General features: G+C 57.9%; 21 protein-coding genes. 10 read left to right on the top strand and 11 right to left on the bottom strand.

All coding sequences use genetic code 11. The features are described 5' to 3' along the window. Nucleotides 1-71 precede the first annotated feature (71 nt). On the top strand, nucleotides 72-281 hold the full coding sequence (locus ACTG20_RS12315) for a hypothetical protein (protein ID WP_234915500.1): 210 nt from the start codon (nucleotides 72-74) through the stop codon (nucleotides 279-281). Between the two features lie 566 nt (nucleotides 282-847). Here ACTG20_RS12315 and ACTG20_RS12310 read toward each other — a convergent pair. From ACTG20_RS12310 to ACTG20_RS12290, 5 genes are all read right to left on the bottom strand, one after another. Beyond that, nucleotides 848-2,010 (bottom strand): IS3 family transposase gene (locus ACTG20_RS12310; RefSeq protein WP_194494941.1). Its coding sequence is split into 2 segments (ribosomal slippage): nucleotides 848-1,755 and nucleotides 1,755-2,010, totalling 1,164 coding nucleotides; the frame shifts between segments, so codons are not numbered across the junction. A gap of 314 nt (nucleotides 2,011-2,324) precedes the next feature. After that, nucleotides 2,325-2,594 (bottom strand): hypothetical protein, encoded by a 270-nt coding sequence (locus ACTG20_RS12305; RefSeq protein WP_194494756.1) that lies wholly within the window; start codon nucleotides 2,592-2,594, stop codon nucleotides 2,325-2,327. A gap of 568 nt (nucleotides 2,595-3,162) precedes the next feature. Continuing rightward, nucleotides 3,163-3,501: a hypothetical protein gene (locus ACTG20_RS12300; RefSeq protein ID WP_181222366.1), complete on the bottom strand. Its 339-nt coding sequence runs from the start codon at nucleotides 3,499-3,501 to the stop codon at nucleotides 3,163-3,165. 373 nt (nucleotides 3,502-3,874) lie between these two features. Then, nucleotides 3,875-5,152 (bottom strand): tyrosine-type recombinase/integrase, encoded by a 1,278-nt coding sequence (locus tag ACTG20_RS12295; protein WP_194494816.1) that lies wholly within the window; start codon nucleotides 5,150-5,152, stop codon nucleotides 3,875-3,877. A gap of 378 nt (nucleotides 5,153-5,530) precedes the next feature. Then, nucleotides 5,531-5,833 carry a YebG family protein gene (locus ACTG20_RS12290; protein ID WP_042055032.1) on the bottom strand — a complete coding sequence of 101 codons (303 nt, stop codon included), beginning with the start codon at nucleotides 5,831-5,833 and terminating at the stop codon, nucleotides 5,531-5,533. Nucleotides 5,834-6,003: 170 nt separating this feature from the next. Here ACTG20_RS12290 and ACTG20_RS12285 point away from each other — a divergent pair, with 170 nt between their 5' ends. After that, nucleotides 6,004-6,879: an esterase/lipase family protein gene (locus ACTG20_RS12285; RefSeq protein WP_439987689.1), complete on the top strand. Its 876-nt coding sequence runs from the start codon at nucleotides 6,004-6,006 to the stop codon at nucleotides 6,877-6,879. A gap of 90 nt (nucleotides 6,880-6,969) precedes the next feature. Here ACTG20_RS12285 and ACTG20_RS12280 read toward each other — a convergent pair whose 3' ends face one another. Then, the gene (locus ACTG20_RS12280) at nucleotides 6,970-8,943 is read right to left on the bottom strand and encodes an SDR family oxidoreductase (protein WP_021230119.1); all 1,974 of its coding nucleotides are present in this window, start codon (nucleotides 8,941-8,943) and stop codon (nucleotides 6,970-6,972) included. A 248-nt stretch (nucleotides 8,944-9,191) separates the two neighbouring features. Here ACTG20_RS12280 and ACTG20_RS12275 point away from each other — a divergent pair, with 248 nt between their 5' ends. The 4 genes from ACTG20_RS12275 to ACTG20_RS12260 all read left to right on the top strand — a co-directional run bounded on the left by ACTG20_RS12275 (nucleotide 9,192) and on the right by ACTG20_RS12260 (nucleotide 12,503). Then, on the top strand, nucleotides 9,192-9,764 hold the full coding sequence (locus ACTG20_RS12275) for a phasin family protein (RefSeq protein ID WP_194494758.1): 573 nt from the start codon (nucleotides 9,192-9,194) through the stop codon (nucleotides 9,762-9,764). Nucleotides 9,765-9,858: 94 nt separating this feature from the next. Next, on the top strand, nucleotides 9,859-11,046 hold the full coding sequence (locus ACTG20_RS12270; protein ID WP_194494759.1) for a patatin-like phospholipase family protein: 1,188 nt from the start codon (nucleotides 9,859-9,861) through the stop codon (nucleotides 11,044-11,046). A gap of 1 nt (nucleotide 11,047) precedes the next feature. Beyond that, nucleotides 11,048-11,689 (top strand): TetR/AcrR family transcriptional regulator, encoded by a 642-nt coding sequence (locus tag ACTG20_RS12265; RefSeq protein ID WP_194494760.1) that lies wholly within the window; start codon nucleotides 11,048-11,050, stop codon nucleotides 11,687-11,689. Between the two features lie 25 nt (nucleotides 11,690-11,714). After that, on the top strand, nucleotides 11,715-12,503 hold the full coding sequence (locus ACTG20_RS12260; RefSeq protein WP_194494761.1) for a hypothetical protein: 789 nt from the start codon (nucleotides 11,715-11,717) through the stop codon (nucleotides 12,501-12,503). 115 nt (nucleotides 12,504-12,618) lie between these two features. On the opposite strand, the gene ACTG20_RS12255 is transcribed toward ACTG20_RS12260, so the two are convergent. Further along, nucleotides 12,619-14,049, bottom strand: coding sequence for a wax ester/triacylglycerol synthase family O-acyltransferase (locus ACTG20_RS12255; protein ID WP_439987688.1), 1,431 nt, complete (start codon nucleotides 14,047-14,049; stop codon nucleotides 12,619-12,621). A gap of 255 nt (nucleotides 14,050-14,304) precedes the next feature. After that, nucleotides 14,305-14,637, bottom strand: a complete 333-nt coding sequence (locus tag ACTG20_RS12250; RefSeq protein ID WP_194494763.1) for a polyhydroxyalkanoic acid system family protein — start codon at nucleotides 14,635-14,637, stop codon at nucleotides 14,305-14,307. Between the two features lie 259 nt (nucleotides 14,638-14,896). Between ACTG20_RS12250 and ACTG20_RS12245 the strand changes: the two genes are divergently transcribed. Beyond that, a complete protein-coding gene (locus ACTG20_RS12245) occupies nucleotides 14,897-15,625 on the top strand; it encodes an FFLEELY motif protein (protein ID WP_439987687.1) in 729 nt (242 codons plus the stop codon). A 99-nt stretch (nucleotides 15,626-15,724) separates the two neighbouring features. Here ACTG20_RS12245 and ACTG20_RS12240 read toward each other — a convergent pair whose 3' ends face one another. The 3 genes from ACTG20_RS12240 to prpB are packed head-to-tail and all read right to left on the bottom strand — an operon-like array spanning nucleotide 15,725 to nucleotide 19,206. Continuing rightward, nucleotides 15,725-17,170, bottom strand: a complete 1,446-nt coding sequence (locus ACTG20_RS12240; protein ID WP_439987686.1) for a bifunctional 2-methylcitrate dehydratase/aconitate hydratase — start codon at nucleotides 17,168-17,170, stop codon at nucleotides 15,725-15,727. Nucleotides 17,171-17,180: 10 nt separating this feature from the next. Then, nucleotides 17,181-18,308 (bottom strand): bifunctional 2-methylcitrate synthase/citrate synthase, encoded by a 1,128-nt coding sequence (gene prpC, locus ACTG20_RS12235; protein ID WP_194494766.1) that lies wholly within the window; start codon nucleotides 18,306-18,308, stop codon nucleotides 17,181-17,183. 10 nt (nucleotides 18,309-18,318) lie between these two features. Beyond that, nucleotides 18,319-19,206 carry a methylisocitrate lyase gene (prpB, locus tag ACTG20_RS12230; RefSeq protein ID WP_194494817.1) on the bottom strand — a complete coding sequence of 296 codons (888 nt, stop codon included), beginning with the start codon at nucleotides 19,204-19,206 and terminating at the stop codon, nucleotides 18,319-18,321. 147 nt (nucleotides 19,207-19,353) lie between these two features. Here prpB and ACTG20_RS12225 point away from each other — a divergent pair, with 147 nt between their 5' ends. From ACTG20_RS12225 to ACTG20_RS12215, 3 genes are read left to right on the top strand one after another with little or no spacing between them, the layout of a single operon-like run. Further along, entirely contained in the window at nucleotides 19,354-19,980 is a 627-nt protein-coding gene (locus tag ACTG20_RS12225) for a paraquat-inducible protein A (RefSeq protein WP_194494767.1), read from the top strand. Then, on the top strand, nucleotides 19,964-20,566 hold the full coding sequence (locus tag ACTG20_RS12220) for a paraquat-inducible protein A (RefSeq protein WP_005333132.1): 603 nt from the start codon (nucleotides 19,964-19,966) through the stop codon (nucleotides 20,564-20,566). The genes ACTG20_RS12225 and ACTG20_RS12220 overlap by 17 nt, the downstream gene beginning before the upstream one ends. A 55-nt stretch (nucleotides 20,567-20,621) precedes the next feature. After that, nucleotides 20,622-23,174, top strand: a complete 2,553-nt coding sequence (locus tag ACTG20_RS12215) for an MlaD family protein (RefSeq protein ID WP_439987685.1) — start codon at nucleotides 20,622-20,624, stop codon at nucleotides 23,172-23,174. Nucleotides 23,175-23,251 lie beyond the last annotated feature (77 nt).

Here is a 23,251-nt window from a genome sequence, read left to right as displayed (position 1 = left end):
GGTTCTCAGAGCTTAGATGTCAAGAAACTATGAATCTCAGATTCAAAGACGGTTAGACTGTATGGATACACATGGTTGAAATTGAAAGGGTTGATATGCCTACCAAACACATAGATGACGCGACGTGGAGACGGGTTGAATCTGAGACTGTAAAGGCAGTGATCGCCACAAAGACGAGCCTGAAGGACACAGAGGTGCTGAAGATCCTGATACAGAAGGGGCTCCAGGAGATCAGGGAGGAAGACTACCTGAACTACCTGCGGAAGAAGAAGGAGAAGTAGCTGATGGCCGTGATCTAGGTGTACTGAATCACGAGGCCTGCGGGGCTACGCCCCCCGCGGGACCCCCGAACCCCCGAGTAACTCCCCTACCCTCATTTTTAACGCTAACCATCTGAAAAGACTAAACATTAGTCCAGCTGATGCGTCCGGCTCTCGGAGTCCAAGCCACAGTTAGAGTTCGTGGCTTCGCCGACCCCGAGGGTCGGGCCGTCCCCGCCCCCGGGGCGCGCAAGCGCATCCCCCAGGGCGTGTACGTCCCTACCCCTCCGAAGAAAGGCGAGCTACGTCTATCTGGTGCTGTTTGGTGGGGGTTCTGGGGGGGGGGTTACGCACGGCTGCGCATAATGCGGTTTATATTCAACGCCCCTTCGGGCGTCCTGCTGCTTCGCAGGTTAGCAGGCCGGCAGCGCTAAACATAAACGCTGGACATTATGCGCAATGGCGGATGCGGGAGGACGGAATGAAGAGAACTGAACAAAGGCCGACATGGTTGCCTATCTGCTGGCAGCTCTTGAAGATGGTGATCCGGCGCTGCTGAAAGCTGCGTTGGATGATGTATGTAGTGGTCAACTAAATCCGGACACTTGGTTAGGCCGTTCTTCGGCTTTTGCTGGCGGTATCCCGTCATTGTGTTGATGTGGACGCCGCCAGTTGTAGTAATTCATCAGGTAATAACTGATATCTCGTTTTGCCTCTCGCAAGCTCATATATCCCATAGCCGGGAGCCACTCTGACTTCAGGCTTCTGAACAACCGTTCCATCGGGGCGTTATCCCAGCAGTTGCCACGCCGACTCATACTCTGGGTCATGCGATAGCGCCACAGTCGTTGCCGAAATGCCCGACTGCCATATTGGCTGCCCTGGTCGGAGTGAAATAGCACACCGGATGGGCAACCCCGCTGCTGATAGGCCATCTCCAGTGCTTTGATGGCCAGCTCTGCATCAGGCTTATCAGACATCGCCCAGCCTACGACCCGCCGGGTATGCAGGTCGAGCACTGCGGCTAGGTAATGCCAACGACCACCGGCCCAGACGTAGGTGATATCGCCACACCACACCTGATTGGGCTGCTGGACATCAAATTCGCGGGCCAGCAGATTGGGAATGTCCGGTCGTTCAGACCGAGCGACCTGATAGCGATGAGCGCCCGGTTGCTTGGATACCAGCCCGGCTTCCTTCATCAGGTTACGTACTTTGAATCGACCAATCTGATACCCCAACTCCCGCATCATCGACATCAAGGCGCGGCTGCCCGCTGAGTTCTGGCTTTCTTTGAACAAACGGCGCAACTCACAGCGCTGTTGCATGCGCTCACGGTTAATCGTCCGCCTGCGAGCCAGATAATCGTAAAAACAGGAGGTGGGAACATCGAAGGCGCAGCAGACCAGAGTGATGGGGGCTTGCTCCCTTAATCGGTCTATCAGCGCGTACGTGTGAACTCGTCCGTCATCAAGAGAGCAGTAGCCTTTTTTAGAATGTCCTTTTCACGTTCGAGTCGATTGATACGGGCTTCTAGCTCCTGGATTTTCTGCTGTTCCGGGGTCAGAGCTTTACTAATCGGGGTTGTGCCGCAGCGTTCGGATTGGAGCTGCTGAACCCAGCGGCGCAGTACGGTTTCACCGACATCCAGTGAACGGCTGGCTTCGGGGACTGAATATCCCTGGTCGAGCACCAGGGATGCGGCTTCGAGTTTGAATTCGGCAGTAAATGAGCGACGTAATCTTGTCATTGAACACCTCAGGTCATGGTGGCGACTGTACCACCTAAAATGATGTCCGGGATGATTAGACCACTACAGTAGAACGTGCTCGCGTAAAACTGAATGGTCAGCCGTGCTACACGCTGGAAGAACTGTTGGCTCAGTGTGACCCCAATGCCACGTCACCAGGTGAAACAGATTGGGGACCGATGCGGGTTTAGACCGATGTGGGTTTAGAGCGCCAGGATTATCGCCGGAGCTACTGGCCAAGGTCGATCCTGACGAAATCGGTTGGGATTGGGATGCATCCGACAAGTCACCGAAATCAACTGAACAATAAAGAATTACTCATCAGGAGCAGCTTCTGACGGATGTTCTTCCTGGTCTGGCCCACGCACTGTGATGACATCCTCGCGATCAGTCTGGAAATCTAGGGATGCCAGTTCGGTATCAAAAAAACCATTCAAGTCACGTGAATTTGACGGCACTGATCTAGAACTGCGCTGAGCAAGAGCTGACCGTGCTTCAGACAGGCTGTAAGTGAGCCCCTGTTCTATATCTGCCATGGACAATTCCAGCCGCTGAATCAATGGATCTTTTTGATGTTCGGACATGCCTGACCTTTTCAGCCGATGCCGATAAATAGGGTTATCGGCATCATCGTGAGAGATAACAGGGCTTGTTGAAAGCTGCAGCCCGCAGCTTTTCCTTAGCTTAAAGGTTCGGAAATCGATCAGGATCGAGGCTACACACAGACCTCCAGCGATCTGACTGCCCAAAGCAGAAGGACAATATCTGGTTGATTCCTCCTGCAGATGCTCTTGAAGCGACAATAGAATAACACAGTCAACCGCCCTGCCCCACATCACCGAAATGTCCCATTTTGATACAAGAGTCCACTATTAAATCAGTACGTCGCGCTGGATACCCCTCACCAATGGAGCGTTAAGATTGATTTGCACCGTTATAACCAACGTCATTACCGTGAATATTCTTAGAAATATCTGCCCCCTACTTGAGAGGTCTCTCTCTGGAAATGTTGATACTCCTTCTTGTAAAACAGCCATAAAAAATGCCGATTATCACGATAGATTCCCCCTCCCCTTAATCGTCACGGTTTATAGTTGTGGCTGGTATGATTGCGGCTTGAATAGTATTTTGCATTTCTTTTTGGAAGTTGGGTCAATTCATGTTCAAGGCACGCTTGGTGATGGCCAATGTGGGTGGCTGGCAGGTCAAGTAGAGGTTGCTGTTGAACTGCTGCAATATGCGTTTGAGCTCGTTCATATCATCGGGATGGAGGGTTAAGGACCAGAGTGCTCTGGGCTGGCCGTGATGGAGGCCATTGGTATAGATAATGGTGCAATCTTCGATACGCAACTCTTTGCAGTGGGCCTCCATCTGCAGGCCCACATCCGGAAACCAGATATGCAGCGTGCCTGAAGAGATAAAGGTGAACTGGGCCATGAGCGACCCTTTGCCAACGATCCTGAAGGTCTTTTCCACCACTGCCACTTGCATACCTGCTCCTTGGTATCTCATTAATATTGACATCAATATCACCAATGATGACTGTATATGCAAGTGTGATAACAAGGCGCTGTTCAAACCGAATATGATTGCTTCCGGCATGTTACTTAGCTTTCGGCATCAGGTGGTCTCGGTGTTTCAGCAAGCAATTTCGTTTTTTGCTTCTCTGTTACGCGATAAATATCTATGCCGCAGATGAGAAGGTGCCTGTTCTTAATCATCCATGTGAGCCAAAAATATTTCCTGAACCGATTGTTATCCAGAGAAGTACAACATTACCGAGCCAACTTCTATGACACCCCAAACAAGCCATTCTGTTTTCTAAGAGCAGTCAATACAAATCAAGGTCATGTCACCTTGTTCGTTAGCTTTTGTGAACGTTATCTCTCACTTGTTGGTTCAGTCGGTCCAGCGGCTTTTGCTGGGCGCTCTCATGTCGTTCACTGTTGCTGGTGTGCAGGTATTTCGAAGTGGTGTCGATGCTGTCATGTCCTGCATCGGCCTGTACGTGTGAGAGCGGCCGCCCGTGCAGATTGATGTCATGGGTGATCCCGGTATGGCGGATTGCATGGGGAGAGAGTTGCCGCATTTCGGCTGCATCCTGGGCAAATCCATCCTGCTCTGCCAATTCTGCACCTTTACCGATGATCACCATGATCAAATCCCGTAGCTGGCGAATTCCCAGGTTGGCGTTTAGTTCACCCTGCTCGCGGCCGTGGGCTGCCGCTTTATGGCGAACGAACAGTGGCGTCTGTTCATCCGGTGTCGGCAAGGGAGAGAGACCGAGGAAACGGCGGTAGCGTTCGAGTGCCGCCAACAGCGCTTGGGATACCGCTACGGTACGCCGTTTGCCCCCTTTGCTTTGCGGAATAAAGTAGCCCCAGACGCCGGTTTTGCGATCTCGTCTGAACTGCCCCATCACAGGGGTAAAGCCCGGCCGGGCTGCAACCTCAGAGATCCGCAGATAGCAGGCGTACATCAGAATAGTGAGAAAACGGCTGCGCTCGTGCTGCTCCGGATGGTCGTTGGCAAGGGTATCGGCAGCCTGCATCACGTATGACCACTGCAACTCGCTGAAGGCCTGCACCTGATCATCGGCCTCCTGTTGTTGCGGCCGTTTGACCCGCTGCAGCAGCAGAGCGGGATTCCTGTCCATGTACTCCTCCTGGATCAGGAACTGGAAGAAGGCCGACAGGATGGCGAGCTTGGTCTTCATCGCCTGCTCGCTAAGACGATAGGGCAAGGTGCGGCCCAGCTCCCGCTTGCCGAGAAACGGTCGCCATTGCGGATTAGGCAACCGCTCTCCCCACTCCTTGTCGAGGACAAACTGCGCCACGTTGCGATAGGCGATCAACTCTTTAGGGGGCGACTGACAGTAGTCGAGATAGCGGATCATGATGCGGCGAGTGAGATCTTTCGGGCTGATGGCCGCCTCGCGAAAGCACCAGTGTAAAAAAGTGGTCAGTTCGCTGCGATAGGTTTTGTAGTTGTTTTCGCTGTTGCGCTGCTCTAGCAGCCAATCGACCGCCAGTTCGTAAACCAGCCCGGCATCGGGCACATCGTTGAGGCTGAGGTTGGCAAGGTACTGATTGACCTGTGGGTTACCGGCCTCCAGATAGATAAGGCTGTCAAACAGCGGCATGGCGGGCGGCAAGGATAATGGTTGTTGAGTCATGGTGTTGCTTGTTGATGCTGAGATGAATCGATATGAGCCTGTGAGCCGAGTTGCTAGAAAAGGGCTCGTGATACATGAATGCGGCTTCTATTGGGATTGGTACTGCCTCTTGTTGTTGCTGATTAAGGTAACCGGGAGCGATCTGGATAACGTTCTCTCCACTGTTTGCTCATTATTTCCTCATAGATCTGGCTGGTGTCGCTCAGTGGTGCACGCTATTCAGTTATGCATGGGATATGCGTCGTTGTTAAAAAATTCTCGGGGTAAATAGCCGTAAAAATGGTTTTAAATGCAAATAAAGTGAATGCTGCGAGCTGTTTATCCCGAGAAATAAGGTCTGTGCCATCAGGCCACCTGTTTGAGTGGCTTCTCCTTGCGCTTGGCTGCTGGAGTCTCTTCCTCTTTCGTGCCAGCCTGAACCTTGCCGCCGCGCAGCAGGGTTTGCAGCACATCGCGCTGCTCTGCCAGGTAGAATGCCAGACTCTCTTGCTGCTCTGGCGCCAGCTCGATCGGGGCGCCAGCCAACAGGGTCATCAACTCATCGGCCGTATCCAGCAGCTTGTCATAGGCATCGGCCTCTTTTTTGCTGGCAAAGGTCATTTTTTCCACTCCCCCACGAACAACCACATATTTGATCTCGACAGCCATGATGGCCTCCTCTTGGTGATGATGGATAGAGTATATGTATGGATATACAGTATTGCAAATAACCTCACCGGAAAAGAGTTCGCCGGGGTTTAGCGACAAAAGCCGCGCTGGATCAAGTTGTCTCAAAGTGCCATTTGACTTCCACGCCTGACTGGTCGGATCATGGCCTTATGACGATCGTACGACACCTGTTTATCCTGCTGATGGTAGAGGTGCTGCTCCTCGGGAGTATCGCCCACTTGGTCGTGGGACTCCCCTGGTTGCTGACCCTGCTGTTTGTGGTGTTTGCCCTGCTTGGGTTGCGCTGTCTGGTGGTGCTCGGCAGCTGGCTGTTTACCCGCTTCTACCCCTCCCCGGCTATCGGCCCCTGGCGCAGGGTGAAGATGATGGCGCAGGAGATGCTGGCCTACCTTTACACCTTCACCTTGTTGTTACCGTTCGAGCCTTTGTTGATGGCACCCGATCGGCTGCGTCCATGCCAGCGTCCCGTATTGCTGGTACATGGTTACGGTTGCAGCCGCGGTATCTGGCGCACCCAGCGCACCCGACTGGAGGCCGCAGGCCATGTGGTTGCCACCATTACCCTGATGCCACCATTTGGTCATATCGATGAGATGGTGCCGCTGCTGGCCACCCGGATTGACGATGTGCTGGCGCAGACCGGGGCTGACAAGCTGGTGCTGGTCGGCCACAGTATGGGGGGGCTGGTCTGCCGCGACTATCTGGCTATCCATGGTGGTGACAAGGTCGCGCGCCTGATCACTCTGGCTACGCCTCATCAGGGGAGTCAGCTGGCCGCCCTTGGGCTTGGGGCCAATGCCCGCGAGATGGAGCCCGGTTCCGGCTGGTTGCAACGTTTTGCCTCTGTGCCGCTTTGCGTGCCCGGCATCTCAGTGCGCACCAGTCACGACAATGTGGTGATGCCGCAAGAGCGGCAACGATTGGTGGGAATGGAGGATATCGAGTTGCCCGCCATTGGCCATCTCTCTTTGCTCTACTCCCGTCGCACGACTGATCTGGTGCTTGATCTGCTGTCCCGAGTCTGATCCTCCTTATTCGTCCTTCAACTGTTATTCCAAATAAAACAGGGGCCTGATTGCTCAGGCCCCTGTTGATCTCTTTATCCCATCATCCGGTTAGAAGTGGATCCCCTTGATCAGGGTCGAGACGGCAACCTGATCGGCGGTCGCCTTGGACTTGTCGCCATCTTTGGGATCGGCAAAGGTGCGGAAGCTGGTGTTCATGATCACCTGCGCAACGCGAGGTGCCAGGGCATGCACCACCTGACCAAACACCCCGAGGCGAGTGGCCAGTCGCACATGTTTGTTGATGATGGTATCGCACACCAGATCAGCCGCCTCTTCCGGCGTCATCATCGGCACCTGCTCATAGACCTTGGTCGGCGCGACCATCGGCGTTTTCACCAGCGGCATATTGATGATGGAGAAGCTGACCCCCTTGTCGGCAAACTCGGAGGCGGCGGTACGCACCCAGGCATCGAGGGCCGACTTGGAGGCAACATAGGCGGAGAAGCGCGGCGCATTGGTCAACACCCCGATGGAGGAGATGTTGATGATGTGCCCTTTTTTCTTCTCGATCATGGTGGGCAGTACCCCCATGATCACCTTGAGCGCACCAAAGTAGTTGAGCTGCATGGTGCGCTCCAGATCGTGGAAGCGATCGAAGGAGTCCTCGATGGAACGGCGGATGGAGCGGCCGGCATTGTTGACCAGAATATCGACTCCACCGTGATCGGCCACGATGCGAGCGGTGATCTCCTCGGCTTGCGCCAGATTGGAGAGATCCCCCTGATAGATCTCGATGGTCAGCCCCAGCTCGGCAAACTCCGCTTTAGTCTCGGCAATCTTCTGCTCGTCGCGGGCGATGGTAACGACGTTGGCCCCCGCCCCCGCCAGCTTGCGCGCGGTTGCACGGCCAATGCCGGAGGTGGCCCCGGTCACCAGCACCACCTTGCCCTCTACCCGACCACGCAGGGAGCGATCGATGAAGAGCTCCGGGTCGAGGTGACGTTCCCAGTAATCCCACAGCCGCCAGGCGTAGCTGTGCAGCGGCGGCACTTCGATGCCGGTCCCTTTCAGTACCCGCTGAGTTTCGCGACTGTCGAAACGGGTGGGGTAACTGATAAGGCGGAACACATCCTTGGGCAGACCCAGATCGGCGATGGCGGCATCGCGGATACGGCGCACCGGCGCCATGGTCATCAGCATGGCGGTCAGGTGGCGGGGAATGAAGTTAAAGAGGGAGGCGTTGATGCGGATCGCAGGCTCCGGCGCATGGGCGGCGCGGGAGAAGGTGCTCAGCATATCGCCGACCCGCATCGGGTTGGGGTCGGTCAGGTGGAAGGTTTTGTTCTCCTCTCCCTCCTGATGGGCGATATGCACCATGGCATCGACCACAAAGTTGACCGGCACGATATTGATGCGCCCGCCCTCAACTCCGATGGCGGGCATCCAGGGCGGCAGCAGACGGCGCAGCTTCTGGATGGTCTTGAAGAAGTAGTAAGGGCCGTCGATCTTGTCCATCTCGCCGGTGTTGGAGTCACCGACAACGATCCCCGGTCGATAGACTCGCCACGGAACTGTGCACTCGTTTCGCACAATCCCTTCCGCTTCGTGCTTGGTCTGGAAATAAGGCATGTCGAGGTGTTCGGCCTCATCGAACATGTCCTCGCGAAACAGACCATCGAACAGGCCCGCTGCAGCGATGGAGCTGCAGTGGTGGAACTGCCCCGCCCCCAGCCGCTCGGCAAGTTGAACGGCTTGACGGGTCCCTTCGGTGTTGACCTGCTGCTGGATCCCTGCCTTGGCGTTGAGGTCATAGATGGCCGCCAGATGGAAGAAGTGGTCGATCTTGCCGATCAACTGCTCCTGCATCTCGACCGAGACCCCCAGCAGCGGTTGTGTCATGTCGCCAAAAACCGGGACTGCGCGCGATTCATCCACATTCCAGAATGCAAATAACTCCGGCAATTTATCCTGATGAGAGGCGCGCATCAGAAAATAGACGATACAGTCGGGATGCTGTTGGAATAACTTTTTGATCAATCGACGCCCGATAAAACCACTACCGCCAGTAATGAAATAGTTCATAAAGAGAATCCTGCTACTGATTAGGGTGTTACTAGGTTGTTAGATATATCACGATTCATATGGGAATCCGCAATTTGATTGTCGGTTCGTGAGCAAACCCTAATTTCGGTGGTGTGCCTGTTCCGTTATTAGGTAGAACCCTCTATTTTTTCTCCCTAGACTGAAGTTGAAAAATCAGTAATGCCACAACCCGATTGCAGTTTCGTTGTCGCCATTACATTTAACTGTCGTTATTCAAGGAGAAGATCATGGCTAAGAAATTGAAAGCGCTGGCAGGGTCAGTGACCGACAACCAACTCACCTCCACCATCAAGGAGTCCACCCAGCAGATCTGGTTGGCGGGTCTGGGTGCCTATGCCAAGGCGCAGGAAGAGGGTGGCAAGATCTTTGAAGCCCTGGTGCAGGAAGGGGAAGCATTGCAGGCCAAAACCCGTCAGAGCGCAGATGAGAAGATTGCCGCGGTGACCGACAAGACCGCCAATACCTGGGGCCGTCTGGAGCAGGTGTTTGAAGATCGCGTGGCCCGCGCTGTGGCCAGCCTCGGCATTCCGACCCGCAAGGATATCGACAAGCTCTCCAAGCGCATGGCCGAGCTGACCGACGTGGTCCAGCAACTGCTGGATGCACAGGAAGAGGAAACCCCGGCCGCAGAAGCCAAACCGGCTGCCGCCAAAAAGCCCGCTGCCCGCAAGCCTCCGGTAAAGAAGGCACCGGTAGCCAAGGCTAAAGAGGCCGTGGTTGAGCAGGCCGCCGATCTCCTCTCCGCTGCGGAAGATGCGGTGAAAGAGGTGAAGGCCAAAGCAGAGAGCGTCCTGCCCTGATCCCTCGCGGTGACGGAAGGTGATTGATACCGGCCCATGCCCTGCGCTGGGCCGGTCTTGTCATGGTGAATGTCATGGATAGAGAGGCGACGCTATGAGTACCATCGCAATTGCCCTTGCTGGCGGCGGGCCGCTCGGCGGCATCTACGAGATCGGTGCCTGCGCAGCCCTCTCTGACAGCATCAACGGCCTGCGCCTTGACCATGCCGATATCTATGTTGGCGTCAGCTCGGGGGCCGTAGTGGCATCGGCGCTGGCCAACGGTATCTCGCCGGCTAAGCTGGTACGGATCCTGCTCAGCGATGACTCGGGGGAGATGTTTGACCCGGCCACCTTGCTGCGACCCGCCTTTCGTGAATATGCCGACCGCCTGACCTCGATCCCGCCACTGGCGTGGCAGAGCCTGACTTACTATCTGGCGGCGCCCTGGAAGCGCAGCCTGTTTGAATCGCTGCAGGGGCTCTCCAAGGCCATTCCGACCGGACTGTTCGACAACCGCGGGGTGGATCGCACCCTGACCCAGTTTTTTTCTCGTCCCGGTCGCAGCAACGATTTCCGCCAGCTGCGCAGTCGGTTGTTTGTGGTCGCCACCGAACTCGACACCGGCCATCCGGTCGCCTTCGGTAGCCCGGGGCTCGATGACGTGCCCATCTCGGCGGCGGTACAGGCGTCGGCCGCTCTGCCCGGCCTCTTTCCCCCTTCATTGATTAACGGACGTTACTATGTGGACGGGGCGCTGATTAAGACTCTGCACGCTTCGGTAGCGCTGGAAGAGGGGGCGGATCTGGTGTTCTGCATCAATCCGCTGGTGCCCTATGATGCGGACATGGCCGCCGGCGCGCCGACCAATCTGGTGGACAGCGGTCTGCCGGTGGTGCTGGCCCAGACTTTTCGCGCCATCATCCACTCCCGCATGCATGTGGGGATGGATCGCTACAGACACCAATATCCCGACGCCGACGCCCTGCTGTTTGAGCCCTCTTCTGCCGATGGCGAGATGTTCTTCACCAATGTGTTCAGTTACCGGGATCGTCGTCGCCTCTGCGAGCACGCTTACCAGCATACCCGTCGCGATCTCTGGCAGCGTCGTGACGAGCTGGCGCCGGTGCTGGCCAAGCATGGCCTCGAGCTCAATCTGGCCGCGCTGGCCGATGAAGATCGCACCCTGCTGGCCCCCGGCATTGGCTCGGTTGCCGCCCTCGACAAGTCGCTGGAGCAGTTGCAGCACTGGCTTGCCAAACGCTATCGCCACGGCGTGCACCGTTCATCACCAAAGGAGTAGCATGGATCGCAAACCCAAACGCCGTACCCGGGAGCGGATCCTGATCACTGCCCTCGCCTGCTTCAATCGACAAGGGGAACCCAGCGTCACCACCTCGGCCATTGCGGCCGAGATGGAGATCAGCCAGGGCAATCTCTACTATCACTTCCACAACAAGGAGGAGATCGTCAACGCCCTGTTCTGCGAATTTGAACAGCAGATGGATCGCCTGCTGGAGGCGGTCAGCACCCCGTCCGATGAGCCCGAAGATATCTGGCTCTTTCTCCACCTGATGTTTGAAGCCATCTGGCAGTACCGTTTCCTCTACTACGATATCGCGACCCTGATGAGTGGTTATCATCAGGTGGAACAGCGCTTTTCCGCCCTGCTGCGCCGCAAGGAGCAGACCGCCATCGCCATTTGCAACCATCTGCAAACGGTCGGGCTGATGGAGGGCACGGCGCAACAGATGCGCACGCTGGCGGCCAATGTGGCGCTGGTGGGCACATTCTGGATCTCTTACCAGCGGGCACTGTACCCCAAGGCGGACGCCGATATCGCCCTCGGCGTCTTTCAGGTGATGCAACTGGTCGCACCCTATTTGCGGGCCGATGCCCGCGCTCATCTGGGCGCCCTCGCCCACCACTACACCGACAAGGTTTGATTCACATGCTACAGGGAGAACAAGCATGACCACTTCACAACTCGAATTTGTCCCCTTCCCCTACGCGGATGCGGCCTATGAGTATGCTGGCCAGAAGCTGGCGGACAACTGGGAGCGTCTCCATCAGGGGGATGCCGAACCCTGGCCCGAGGATGAGCAGGTACAGGATGCCTGGCGGGCCTATCATGCCGGGGATTTTGCCCGGGCCGTCGCCCTTGGCGAAGCGGCCGGTGAGGCGGGCCTCAATGTGGCAAACAAGGCGCTGGTGATCCACGCCAGCTATCTGCTGGAAGACAAGTATGCCAAGCGCGCCGCCTTCGAGCGGGCGGCCAGCCATGCCGAGAAGCTGCAAAAGCGCCAACCCAAGAACGCCAACGCCTGGTATTTCCACGCTCTGGCCCTCGGGCGCTACAGCCAGGTGATCTCCATCTCCAAGGCCCTCTCGCAAGGCATTGGCGACAAGATCAAGGCAAGCCTTGAGAAGGCGCTGGAGCTGGCGCCAGATCACGCCGAGGCCCATATTGCCTTTGGCGCCTGGCACGCCGAGATCGTCGACAAGTTGGGGGCCATGATCGGCGGCCTCACCTATGGCGCCAAGAAGGAGGAGTCCGAGCGTCACTTCAAGGAGGCGCTGGCGCTGATCCCCGAATCGGCTATCGCTCGCATGGAGTACGCCAACGCTCAGGTGATGCTGCACGGCAAGAGCCGCCTGAAAGCAGCCGAAGCCCTCTATGCTGAAGCGGCCGAGTGCGAACCCATGGATGCCATGGAGCGCCTCGATGTGGAGGCGGCGCGGGAAGAGCTGGAGGATTAACCGCCACTCCTGCCACTAAGAGGTAGTAAAACAAGAGGCCAACCCGCGGGTTGGCCTCTTTTATGATGGGGGCTGACCGGTTGGCTACGTCGTCACCGGTCGCTCAAGTGCACGCTCAACCCAGCAGCGCATCAAGGCCGTTCGGGTCGAACAACAGCTCCGGCTCCATCAGCACCAGCAACAGCAGTTGCTCGAACTCCACTGCAAACCGCTCGACCACCCGATCCGGATCCGGTACCAGCTTCTTGTCGGTGATTAGGCCCAGTTGCACCTTGTGATCGTAAGAGAGGATGGAGACGCCGACGCCGATATCGCCCGATTGCGGCACCCAGAACAGCGGCTGACGCAATTTTGCTCCAGCCAGATAGAGGGTCTGCTGCGGGCCGGGCACGTTGGTGATCACTGCAGTGGCCTTGGCCGTGAGCAGCTCGACGGCCTGCTGCTGCACCGCATTGGGGGCCATGCCAAGGGCATGTAACAGGTTGAGCACTACCACGGGTTGTAGCGAGGTGCGCAGCGCCTGCATCCGGTCACGTACGGTATAGAGCCGCTGTAACGGGTGTTCAACATCAAGTGGCAAGTCCAGGGCCACCAGTCCGAAGCGGTTGCCAAGTGCCCCCTCATCGTCCGGTGCACGCATATTGACTGGCACCAGGGCGCGGATCTTGACCTTGTTGACATCATCCCCCTTCTCCTGCAGGTAGTGGCGAAACGCCCCTGCAGTGGCGGCGATCAGCAGATCGTTGACCGAGCAGCCCAGTACCTTGCCCACTGCCTTGATATCCGGCAGATCAATTTGCTCCGACCAGGCCACCCGCTTGGTGCTGGTGGTCTTGCCACGCAGGCGGCAGGGTGAATCATCACCGAGGGTGGCGATATTGCACAGCTCGCTCGCTACATCCCGCCCGGTCTTGAGGTAATCCACCGCCTTGGTGGGATGGGTGACCACTTCGACATATTTGGACCAGAGGCTACCGGTCAGCTTGAGACCGGCCCGCACCAGACGGCTGCCCTGGTGGCAATCCTCCTCATCCTCGTCATCGCTGTCATCCAGTGGCTCCGGTGACGGTGGTCGCGGCGCCCCTTCCGGGGTGTTATCCATCATGGTCAGCATGGCCCGCACCAGCGAGAAGCCGTCGCCCATGGCGTGGTGAATGCGCACCACCAGCGCTTGTCCACCCAGCGACGTGTCGGTCAGGTGCATATCCCACAGGGGGCGCTGGTGGTTGAGCGGCGTCGAGGCGAGATCGGCCACCAGCTTCTCCAGCTCCAGCTTGCCTGCTTCACCCGGCAGGATCACTCGCTTGAGGTGCTGATCGAGATCGAAATCGGGATCATGGCGCCAGTAGTAGGAGCCCCCCTCCAGCACGGCCCGCTGGTGGAAGCGGGGTTGCACCGAAATGGTATGGCGTAATCCGGCCCGCAGACGCGCTTCATCAAGCTCTCCTTCAAACATCAGGACACCGATGATCTGCATCAGGTTGTTGGGTCTGTCCATGCGTAACCAGGCGGTATCGACGCAGGAGATAAATTCACTCAGTGGCATGGTTGTTTCCCTACAAAATGAATTTACCGAGGCGGCAAATTGCTCCTTCCCTCATATCCGGATGAAGGCTTGATGCAATCAGAATGACATTAATGAGTGCCGACTCGAAATATGAAATAAAGATGAAAGATTACTTACAAAATAGAATCAAGACCTCGCCGAATAATAAATCTGACAAACCATATGGCTTGCCAACTTATTTCAAACAGCCATCGTCTACAGCTGGTTTATTTAAAGCCAGTACAACGAAAAGTTTCAAACACGTTTGGGGCAAGGTAAGCGATTGTCGACATAATCGAGGATCTCTTGCTCCAGTACGCTGCGTACCGGCAACAGCATCAAACCAAGATGCACTTCCAGTTCCAGGGTTTCATCGTCCAGGGTGAGAGTGCCATGTACCCCTGAGCCGCGAAAACGAAGCTCGGTCTCCTCTTCATCTGCCCATTCGCAATCGAGTTGATAGCTCTCGCTCATGTCCGCGGCGATGGCTTCTGCCGCGAGCCGGGCGGCGGCCAATCCCAGCGGATGCTGACGGCTGATCTGAATGATAGAGAGTGCGCTGCGGCCAGCGAGCGAGTTGAAGAACATGGTCGTTACTCTGGGTCATAAGTTAGTTATTGATATTAAACACATGTTCACAACAAATGAAAGGATGGTTCACATAAATGGGACTCACTTAACAGAGTCGAGAGGGATGCAGGCCATCAGCGGGGCATGGCATTTATTCCCTCCCTCGTGCGCGCTACACTTGTCACGGAACGGTCAGCAAAAGCTGCTTGTTTTTCATTCACTTGTATCTTCGTATCACCGAATACCCATCAATGGGCCCAAGGCCAGAGAGCTGTAGATGACGCATCAAGAACATGCCCACGACGACGATAGCACCCTGGGTCGGCTCTACCGCCAGCTCAAGCGGGTTGCAGCCTTGCGCGAGCAGATGCGTGCTCACCCGGAAGATCAGCAGGATCGGGACCTGTTGCGCCAGTGGCAGGCCGACCGGTTGGGGCGGACCCATCGTGATCTGCTGGAGAGTGACCGCTACGGCCCTGCCGCCGAGTTTTTCCTGACCGATCTCTATGGCCCGGGGGATTGCGCCCGCCGCGATGCAGATGTGATGCGGGTGATGCCGACCGCCGAGCGGCTGTTGCCGGAGTCCGGTCTCAAGGTGCTGGCGCAGGCGATCGAGCTTGATGCCCTCTCCGAAGAGTTGGACTATCTGATGGTGGTGGCGCTGCGGCGCATTGATGGCATAGCTCCCATCACGCAGGACCATTACACCATCGCCTATCGTGCCGTGGGTGAACAGGCGCGCCGGGAACATCAGATTGCATTGGTGAGCGAGCTTGGGATGACGCTGGACAGATTGGCGAGAAAGCCACTGCTGGGGGCGACCCTCAAGCTGGTGTCAGGGCCCGCCCATCTGGCGGGGCTTGGCGAGCTCTTCTCCTTTGTCGAGCGCGGCTATCAGGTGTGTCATCAGATGGGGCGTGCCAACGAGTTTCTCGAAACCATCGCCAGTCGCGAGACGGCCATCATGACGGCGCTCTTTAACGGCGACAGCCGTGCGCTGGGGTAAGGCTTATCGAGGGATAAGCCGCCAGAATAACAAAGCGGGCCGATGAGCCCGCTTTTCGTTTATCACTGTTTGCCGATATGTTGGCCAATGCAAGACCGGTCAGATCACCAGCAGATCCATAAAGGCGTGCACCGGGGTGGCGGCAAGGCGCGGCCCGTCCTGACAGAGGGCCAAAATGTCGTTGACCCGTTTGGCCGGGAAGCGGGTGGCCAGATTGTGCTGGAATTTCTCCACCAGCAGCGGGATCCCCTCCTCCCGGCGACGGCGATGGCCGACTGGATACTCCACCTCCACCTTGGCGGTGTGAGTGCCGTCCTTGAAGAAGATCTGGATGGCGTTGGCGATGGAGCGCTTGTCTGCCTCCAGATATTCGCGGCTGTAGCGTTTATCCTCCTGCACCACCATCTTGCCGCGTAGCGCGTCGATGCGGGGATCGGCGGCAACATCGTCCTCGTAATCCTCGGCAATCAGGCGACCGAAGATGAGCGGCACCGCCACCATGTACTGCAGGCAGTGATCCCGATCGGCCGGGTTGTTGAGGGAGCCGACCTTGCTGATGATGCGAATGGCCGACTCATGGGTGGTGAGTTCGATACGGTCGATCTCCTCCAGCCGTCCCTTCACCTGACCGTGCAGCTTCATGGCGCACTCTACCGCAGTCTGGGCATGGAACTCGGCGGGATAGGAGATCTTGAACAGCACGTTTTCCATCACATAGCTGCCGTACCCCTGATGCAGGGCGAACTGATTGCCCTTGAACAGCACGTCGTAGAAGCCCCACTTGGGCGCGCTCAGTACGCCGGGATAGCCCATCTCGCCGCTCATGGTGATAAGGGCGAGGCGCACCGCGCGCGAGGTGGCATCCCCCGCCGCCCAGCTCTTGCGGGAACCCGCATTGGGGGCATGACGGTAGGTCCGCAGGCTCTGGCCATCGACCCAGGCCTGGGAGACCGCATCGATCACCTGATCACGGGTGCCACCCAGCATGTGAGTCACCACGGCGGTGCTGGCGACCTTGACCAGCACCACGTGATCGAGACCCACCCGGTTGAAGGAGTTCTCCAGCGCCAGCACCCCCTGAATTTCGTGGGCTTTGACCATGGCCACCAGCACATCGCTCATGGTGAGCGGTGCCTTGCCCTCTGCCACGCGAGTACGGGAGAGCCAGTCGGCAGTGGCGAGAATACCCCCCAGATTGTCGGATGGGTGACCCCACTCGGCGGCCAGCCAGGTGTCGTTGTAGTCGAGCCAGCGGATGATGGCGCCGATATCCCAAGCCGCCTTGACCGGGTCGAGGCAGAGCTGGGTACCGGGCACCCGGGCGCCGTGGGGTACGAGGGTGCCGGGTACGATGGGGCCAAGGTGTTTGGTGCACTCGGGAAAGCGTAGGGCCAGCAGGCCACAGCCAAGAGTGTCCATCAGGCAGTAGCGGGCGGTGTCGAGAGCCGCCTCGCTGGTAATGGGGTGGTTGCAGACATAATCGGCAATATCGACCAGCACCTGATCGGGGTCTGGTCTGTGGTTGACGTCGACGTTGGCGGACATCGTGACTTCCTTATCGTTGTTGTAGAGAGACAAAGTGACGGGGGGCCGGGCCGACATAATCGGCGCTCGGGCGGATGATCCGGTTGTGCTCGCGCTGCTCCATCACGTGGGCGCACCAGCCGGTGACCCGCGAGCAGACGAAGATAGGCGTGAACAGCTTGGTCGGGATCCCCATGTAGTGATAGGCGCTGGCGTGGAAAAAGTCGGCGTTGGGAAAGAGCTCTTTCTCCTCCCACATCACCTTCTCCGCCTCGCAGGAGACGCGATAGAGGCGATCATCTCCCACCGCCTCGGCTAGCTTGGCCGACCACTCCTTGATGATGACGTTGCGTGGATCCGAGGTGCGGTAGATGGCGTGGCCAAAGCCCATGATCTTCTCCTTGGCCGCCAGCTTGGCCAGCAATTCGCGCCTTGCCTGCTCTTCATCCTGCCAGTGTTCGATCATCGCCATGGCCGCCTCGTTGGCACCGCCATGGAGCGGGCCGCGCAGGGTGCCGATGGCCGCGGTGATGCAGGAGAACATGTCAGAGAGCGTCGAGGCGCAAACCCGCGCCGCAAAGGTGGAGGCGTTGAACTCATGCTCGGCGTAGAGGATAAGGGAGACATGCATCACCCGCCGCTCCAGCTCGCTCGGTGCCTTCTGGTGCAGCAGCGCCAGAAAGTGGCCACCGATACACTCCTCGTCGCTGTCGAGGGCGATACGAATACCTTCATGGCTGAACTTGTACCAGTAGATCAGAATGCCCGGGAAGGCAGCTAGCAGCCGATCCGCCACTTCATGCTCATGCTCGAAACCATCTTCCGGCTCCAGATCGCCGAGCATGGAGCAGCCAGTGCGCATCACATCCATGGGATGGGCATCGGCGGGAATGCGTTCCAGCACTTCCAGCAGCGGCTGGGGCAAGGTGCGCAGGCGGCGCAGCTCGCGCTTGTAGGCGTCAAGCTGCTGCTCACCGGGCAACTCCCCCTTGAGCAGCAGATAGGCGACCTCCTCGAACTGGGCGCTGTCGGCCAGCTCCTTGATGTCATAGCCGCGATAGGTAAGACCGGTGCCACTCTTGCCTACTGTGCAGATACTGGTCTCCCCTGCGCTTTGACCGCGCAGACCGGCCCCGCCCAACGGTTTTTGCTGTCCCATAAGCTGCCTCCTATTCCTTGGCTGTAAACAGACGATCCAGTGTCTGCTCGTAGTGGTGATATCCGAGGAAGTCGTAGAGTGACTCCCGGGTCTGCATGGTCTCCACGACAGCGCGCTGATGGCCATCCTGGCGAATATGTTGATAGACGTTGAGGGCGGCCTGATTGGCGGCCCGGTTGGCACTCAAGGGGTAGAGCACCATGTCGACCCCGTGGGCGGCCAGTTGCTCTTTGTCAAACAGCGCGGTTTTGCCGAACTCGGTCATGTTGGCGAGGATCGGCACTTTGGCCGCCAGCTTGAACTGGTCGTACTGGGCAAGCTCGGTCACCGCCTCGGCGAAGATCATGTCGGCACCGGCGGCCACATAGGCAGCGGTGCGTTCAAGAGCAGACTCTATCCCTTCCACCGCCAGTGCATCGGTGCGGGCCATGATGACGAACTCGCTATTCACGCGAGCATCTACTGCCGCCTTGATGCGATCGCACATCTCCTCAAGCGTGACCACCGCCTTGTTGGGGCGATGACCACAACGCTTCTGAGCCACCTGATCTTCCATATGGACGGCGGCAACCCCGGCTCGCTCGAATGCGCGAATGGTGCGGGCGATATTGAATGCCCCGCCCCAGCCGGTATCGATATCGACCAGTAGCGGCACACGGGTAGCAGCAGTGATCCGCTCGGCATCGATCAGCACATCGTTGAGGGAGGTCATGCCGAGATCCGGCAAGCCGTAGGAGGCATTGGCTACCCCGGCGCCGGAGAGATAGAGGGCTTGAAAACCGCTGCGCTCGGCCATCAGCGCCATATAAGCATTGATGGTGCCGACGATCTGCAGGGGATGTTCATTGGCAAGGGCGGTGCGAAAGCGCAGGCCTGCCGAGGGGGACAAACTGGACATCATGACTCCTTTCACCTGTCTAGTCTGGCTATCTAATATCACGTTTACGTTAACGTCAATCATACTTTCGTAACATTCCGGCCGCAGGCAAGACAGGAAACCGGTTTTAGGGTAAATTTCACCAATTCCTTCAACAGGTTGAATTGTATGATGGAGCCCGGTTCCGTAATTGTCTGTCCGGCGTGCGACTTGCTGATCCAGCGCAAAGCACTGCCGCTGCGTTGCCATGCCCACTGCCCGCGATGTCATCAACATCTCTATGGCCGTTATGCCTTTCGTCCCTCCCAGTTGATGGCCCTGACCATCACCGGATTTCTGCTGCTGCCCTCCGCCTTTTTTGAGCCGCTGATCTATCTGCGGCTGGCGGGGGTCAACACCGACGCCGACCTGCTGCGCGGTATTCTGGTGCTGTTTGGCGAGGGAGAATGGTGGGTGGCCAGCCTGGTGTTCTGGTGCGCCGTGTTGGCGCCGGTGGGGTTATTGGCAGGGATCTTTGCGCTGGCTTCGGGTCTGGCCAAACGTTGGCACATTCTTCCCGTCACCTTGAAGCTGGTCGAGGTGTTTCGCCACTGGGCCATGCTGGAGGTCTATATCGTCAGCCTGCTGGTTGCCCTGTTCAAACTGATCGACATCGCCGATGTGCGCCTCGGTGGCGGCTTGCTCAGCCTCGGTATTCTGATGCTGCTCAACATGACCCTGCTGATCCTGTTTGACCCCGCCCCCTACTGGGCGCGGATCCCGTTAAAGGAGCCGGAACATGACCAGCGCCCGTGAGATGGGGCTCTGCCGCTGCCATACCTGCGGTCTGCTGGTGCGTTATCAAGCCGGGGCTGTCTGCCCCCGTTGCAGCAGCAAGTTGCAGGTGCGCATTCCCCGCTCCCTCGCCTGGTCGTGGGGCTTGCTGGCGCTCGCCACCTTCATGTTGCTGCCTGCCAATCTGTTGCCCATTACCCATTTCTACAACAAGGGGTTACTGCAGTCAGATACCATCTTCAGCGGTATCATGATGCTCTATCGCAGCAAAATGAGCGGGATTGCCACCATAGTCCTCACCGCCAGCATACTGGTGCCGGTGGGCAAAATATTGGGGCTGGGCTGGATCTGCTGGCAGTTGCAGCGGGCCAAGCCGGTGCGGCGCAAGCGCCAGCTGGTGATGTATCGGGTGATCGATTTTATCGGTCGCTGGTCGATGCTGGACTTGTTCGTGATTTCGCTGATGGTGGCACTGGTCGATCGTGGTGTGCTGCTGAGTGTTCGCGCAGGCCCGGGGGCCACCGCCTTTGCCGGTGTGGTAGTGCTGACCATGATGTCTGCCCGCATGCTCGATACCCGTTTACTGTGGGACAAGGCGGCCCGTTAATGATTTCTCTGTTTTTGTCTGATGTGCTGTTTAATCCAGCCAATAAGGAGTCGGTATGATCGGGGCTGAACCCGTCATTGAAAAGCGTCGCTGGTTATCGCCGGTCTGGCTGTTACCCCTGATAGCCCTGCTGCTGGCAGGTGGCTTTCTCTATCAGCAGGTATTGAGCCGTGGCCAGCTTATCCAGATCAACTTCGCGCAAGGCAACGGCATCTTGCCGGGTAAAACCCAGGTTCGTTATCAGGGGGTGGCCATCGGCGTGGTGCAAGAGCTGGAGCTGGCTGAAGATGGCCGCAAGATTGCGGTGATGGCCAAGATTGACAGCCGTGCCAGACCGCTGATCCGCAAGGGATCCGACTTCTGGCTGGTGAGCCCCAAAGCGTCGCTCACCGAGATCTCCGGTCTCGATACCTTGGTCTCCGGCAACTACATCAACCTGCAACCGGGGCGTGAAAGCAATCCGCTGGAGGAGACCTTCGATGCCCTGGAGGGCCCTCCTCCCGGTTATCAGGCTCAGGGGCGGATGTTGCACCTGACTGCCGATTCGCTGGGTTCTGTGGGGATTGGCGCCAAGCTCTATTTCCGCGGCATCGAGGTGGGCAGCGTCATCAATACCCGTCTGGGTCAGGACAACCAGAACGTCATTCTGGATCTGGTGATCGAGCCGCGTTTCGAACATCTGGTCAAAGCCGATACCCGCTTCTGGAATATCAGCGGTATCAAGGGCTCTTTCAGTCTGGCTGGCGTCAGCGTTGAGGCAGGCAGCCTCACTTCCATTCTGAGCGGCGGTATCGCCTTTGACTCCCCCAAAGCGTCTCCCGAGTCGGAGAAAGGGCAAACCTTCGTCCTCTACAAGGGGCTGGCAGAAGCGGCGCGTGGCGAGCGTATCGACATTGCGGCTGGCGATCTTCCTGTCAAAGAGGGGATGCCCATCCTCTATGAGGGGATCGAGATCGGTCGTATCGACCCCATTCGGCTTACCGATAAAGGCCGGATGGTCACAGCGCTGATCAACCCGGAGCAGGCTTATCGCATTACCGACAAGAGTCAACTGGTGTGGGAGAGCGTCTCCCTCTCCGCGACCGGCGTGCAGCATGCAGATCGCCTGCTCTCCGGCCCGGCCATTCGCCTCGACTATGTGGCGGGCAAACCGGTACAGAAGATGACCCTGACCGATCGCGCCCCCCAAAGCGGCACCAAGGTGGTGCTGCAGGCTGACGATCTGGCGGGGCTCAATCAGGATGCACCTGTCTGGTACAAGGGATTGCAGGTGGGCCGCATCAGCCAGCTCACCCTGGATGCGCGCGGCAATACCAGCGTTGAGCTGATGATGGCGCCGAACTATGGCCATCTGCTCAATCGTGCCCGCTTCTATCGCGCCGCCCCGTTGCAGATCGATGCCGATCTGAGCGGCATCAAAGTAGAAACCAGTCCGGCCAGTGCCTGGTTGGGAGGCGGGATCAAGCTGATACAAGCCAGTAGTGGAGAGCGGATTAACCGTCTCTACCCGAGTCAGGAGCTGGCACTACTCGGTACCCGTGATGCCAAGCCGCAGCGCTGGTTGCTCAAAGCAGATCAGGCCGATGGCATCGGCATTGGCTCGCCTGTGCTCTATCTGGGATTGGAAGCGGGCAAGGTCAAACAGCTGCGCGCCGCCAAAGAGGGGGTCGAGATCGAACTCGAGATTGATGGGGTCTATGCTCCCCTCCTCGCCCAGCAACCTCAGTTCTGGAAAAAACCGGCCATCGACACCAAGGTGCGGGTCGATGGGGTGCAGGTCAAGGTGGGCAACCTCGGTACCCTGCTGCGCGGTGCTATCGAGTTCGATCGGTTGGCCAATGGCCGCAGCAGCCATCAACTGTTCGATTCCAGGGAGCAAGCCAAGGCCAAGGTGCGCCAGCTGTCACTGGTGGCAGAGAGCAATCCGGGGCTCGGGATTGGCAGCCCGATCCGCTATCGCGGTGTCGATATCGGCAAAATTGAAGAGATCGAGCTGGAGCCGTCACTGGGTCAGGTGATCTTCAAGGCGGAACTCGATGGCCACTACGCCGAGCGTTTCCTGCAGTCCGGCGCCCGCTTTACTCTGGTGCAGGCCAAGCTGGGGCTGGGCGGTGTCGCTCACCTCGATACCCTGATCAAGGGGGCGTTTGTAGAAGCACAACCCGGTAAAGGCGCTGGCAAAGATCGTTTCCCTTTGAGTCAGACCGGTCCTCTGGGTCTGGCCCTGACCCTCAAGAGCCCCTCCGTCAATGGCCTGAGCGTCGGCAGTCCGCTGCTGTTTCGCAAGATGGTGGTGGGCAGTGTCACCAAGGTGGCGCTGGCTCGGGATGGCAGCGAGGTGGTGATCGATGTCAACGTGGATCAGGAGTATGCCCATCTGGTGCGGGCCAACTCCCGTTTCTGGAATGTCTCCGGGGTCAAGGCGGATATCGGGCTGACCGGCGGCACTATCGAAGTGGAGACGGTGCAGAGCCTGCTGGCCGGCGGCATTGCTTTCAATACGCCGGAGAGAGAGATGGGTCCAACCGTCAAAGCGGGCCACAGCTATGCGCTCTACGGCAAGGCCGAGAAAGAGTGGCTGGAGTGGAGTCCACGTATCCAGCCCTGATCTCTTCCCTTTGTATCTCATCCAAGCCCGGCACAGTGCCGGGCTTTTTTATATTCCGGTGCCTGTTGATAGGGTTC

This window comes from Aeromonas sp. 84A (assembly GCF_051919345.1).
Taxonomy (GTDB): Bacteria; Pseudomonadota; Gammaproteobacteria; order Enterobacterales; family Aeromonadaceae; genus Aeromonas; species Aeromonas veronii.
Note: the sequence above shows the minus strand (reverse complement) of the source record. Positions and strands in the feature narration are given on the sequence as shown.

Bases quoted from the DNA above. Each gene is read 5' to 3' on its own strand.
- ACTG20_RS12315 (WP_234915500.1), top strand. From the start codon at position 72: ATGGTTGAAATTGAAAGGGTTGATATGCCTACCAAACACATAGATGAC.
- ACTG20_RS12305 (WP_194494756.1), bottom strand. From the start codon at position 2,594: ATGTCCGAACATCAAAAAGATCCATTGATTCAGCGGCTGGAATTGTCC.
- ACTG20_RS12300 (WP_181222366.1), bottom strand. From the start codon at position 3,501: ATGCAAGTGGCAGTGGTGGAAAAGACCTTCAGGATCGTTGGCAAAGGG.
- ACTG20_RS12295 (WP_194494816.1), bottom strand. From the start codon at position 5,152: ATGCCGCTGTTTGACAGCCTTATCTATCTGGAGGCCGGTAACCCACAG.
- ACTG20_RS12290 (WP_042055032.1), bottom strand. From the start codon at position 5,833: ATGGCTGTCGAGATCAAATATGTGGTTGTTCGTGGGGGAGTGGAAAAA.
- ACTG20_RS12285 (WP_439987689.1), top strand. From the start codon at position 6,004: ATGACGATCGTACGACACCTGTTTATCCTGCTGATGGTAGAGGTGCTG.
- ACTG20_RS12280 (WP_021230119.1), bottom strand. From the start codon at position 8,943: ATGAACTATTTCATTACTGGCGGTAGTGGTTTTATCGGGCGTCGATTG.
- ACTG20_RS12275 (WP_194494758.1), top strand. From the start codon at position 9,192: ATGGCTAAGAAATTGAAAGCGCTGGCAGGGTCAGTGACCGACAACCAA.
- ACTG20_RS12270 (WP_194494759.1), top strand. From the start codon at position 9,859: ATGAGTACCATCGCAATTGCCCTTGCTGGCGGCGGGCCGCTCGGCGGC.
- ACTG20_RS12265 (WP_194494760.1), top strand. From the start codon at position 11,048: ATGGATCGCAAACCCAAACGCCGTACCCGGGAGCGGATCCTGATCACT.
- ACTG20_RS12260 (WP_194494761.1), top strand. From the start codon at position 11,715: ATGACCACTTCACAACTCGAATTTGTCCCCTTCCCCTACGCGGATGCG.
- ACTG20_RS12255 (WP_439987688.1), bottom strand. From the start codon at position 14,049: ATGCCACTGAGTGAATTTATCTCCTGCGTCGATACCGCCTGGTTACGC.
- ACTG20_RS12250 (WP_194494763.1), bottom strand. From the start codon at position 14,637: ATGTTCTTCAACTCGCTCGCTGGCCGCAGCGCACTCTCTATCATTCAG.
- ACTG20_RS12245 (WP_439987687.1), top strand. From the start codon at position 14,897: ATGACGCATCAAGAACATGCCCACGACGACGATAGCACCCTGGGTCGG.
- ACTG20_RS12240 (WP_439987686.1), bottom strand. From the start codon at position 17,170: ATGTCCGCCAACGTCGACGTCAACCACAGACCAGACCCCGATCAGGTG.
- prpC (WP_194494766.1), bottom strand. From the start codon at position 18,308: ATGGGACAGCAAAAACCGTTGGGCGGGGCCGGTCTGCGCGGTCAAAGC.
- prpB (WP_194494817.1), bottom strand. From the start codon at position 19,206: ATGTCCAGTTTGTCCCCCTCGGCAGGCCTGCGCTTTCGCACCGCCCTT.
- ACTG20_RS12225 (WP_194494767.1), top strand. From the start codon at position 19,354: ATGATGGAGCCCGGTTCCGTAATTGTCTGTCCGGCGTGCGACTTGCTG.
- ACTG20_RS12220 (WP_005333132.1), top strand. From the start codon at position 19,964: ATGACCAGCGCCCGTGAGATGGGGCTCTGCCGCTGCCATACCTGCGGT.
- ACTG20_RS12215 (WP_439987685.1), top strand. From the start codon at position 20,622: ATGATCGGGGCTGAACCCGTCATTGAAAAGCGTCGCTGGTTATCGCCG.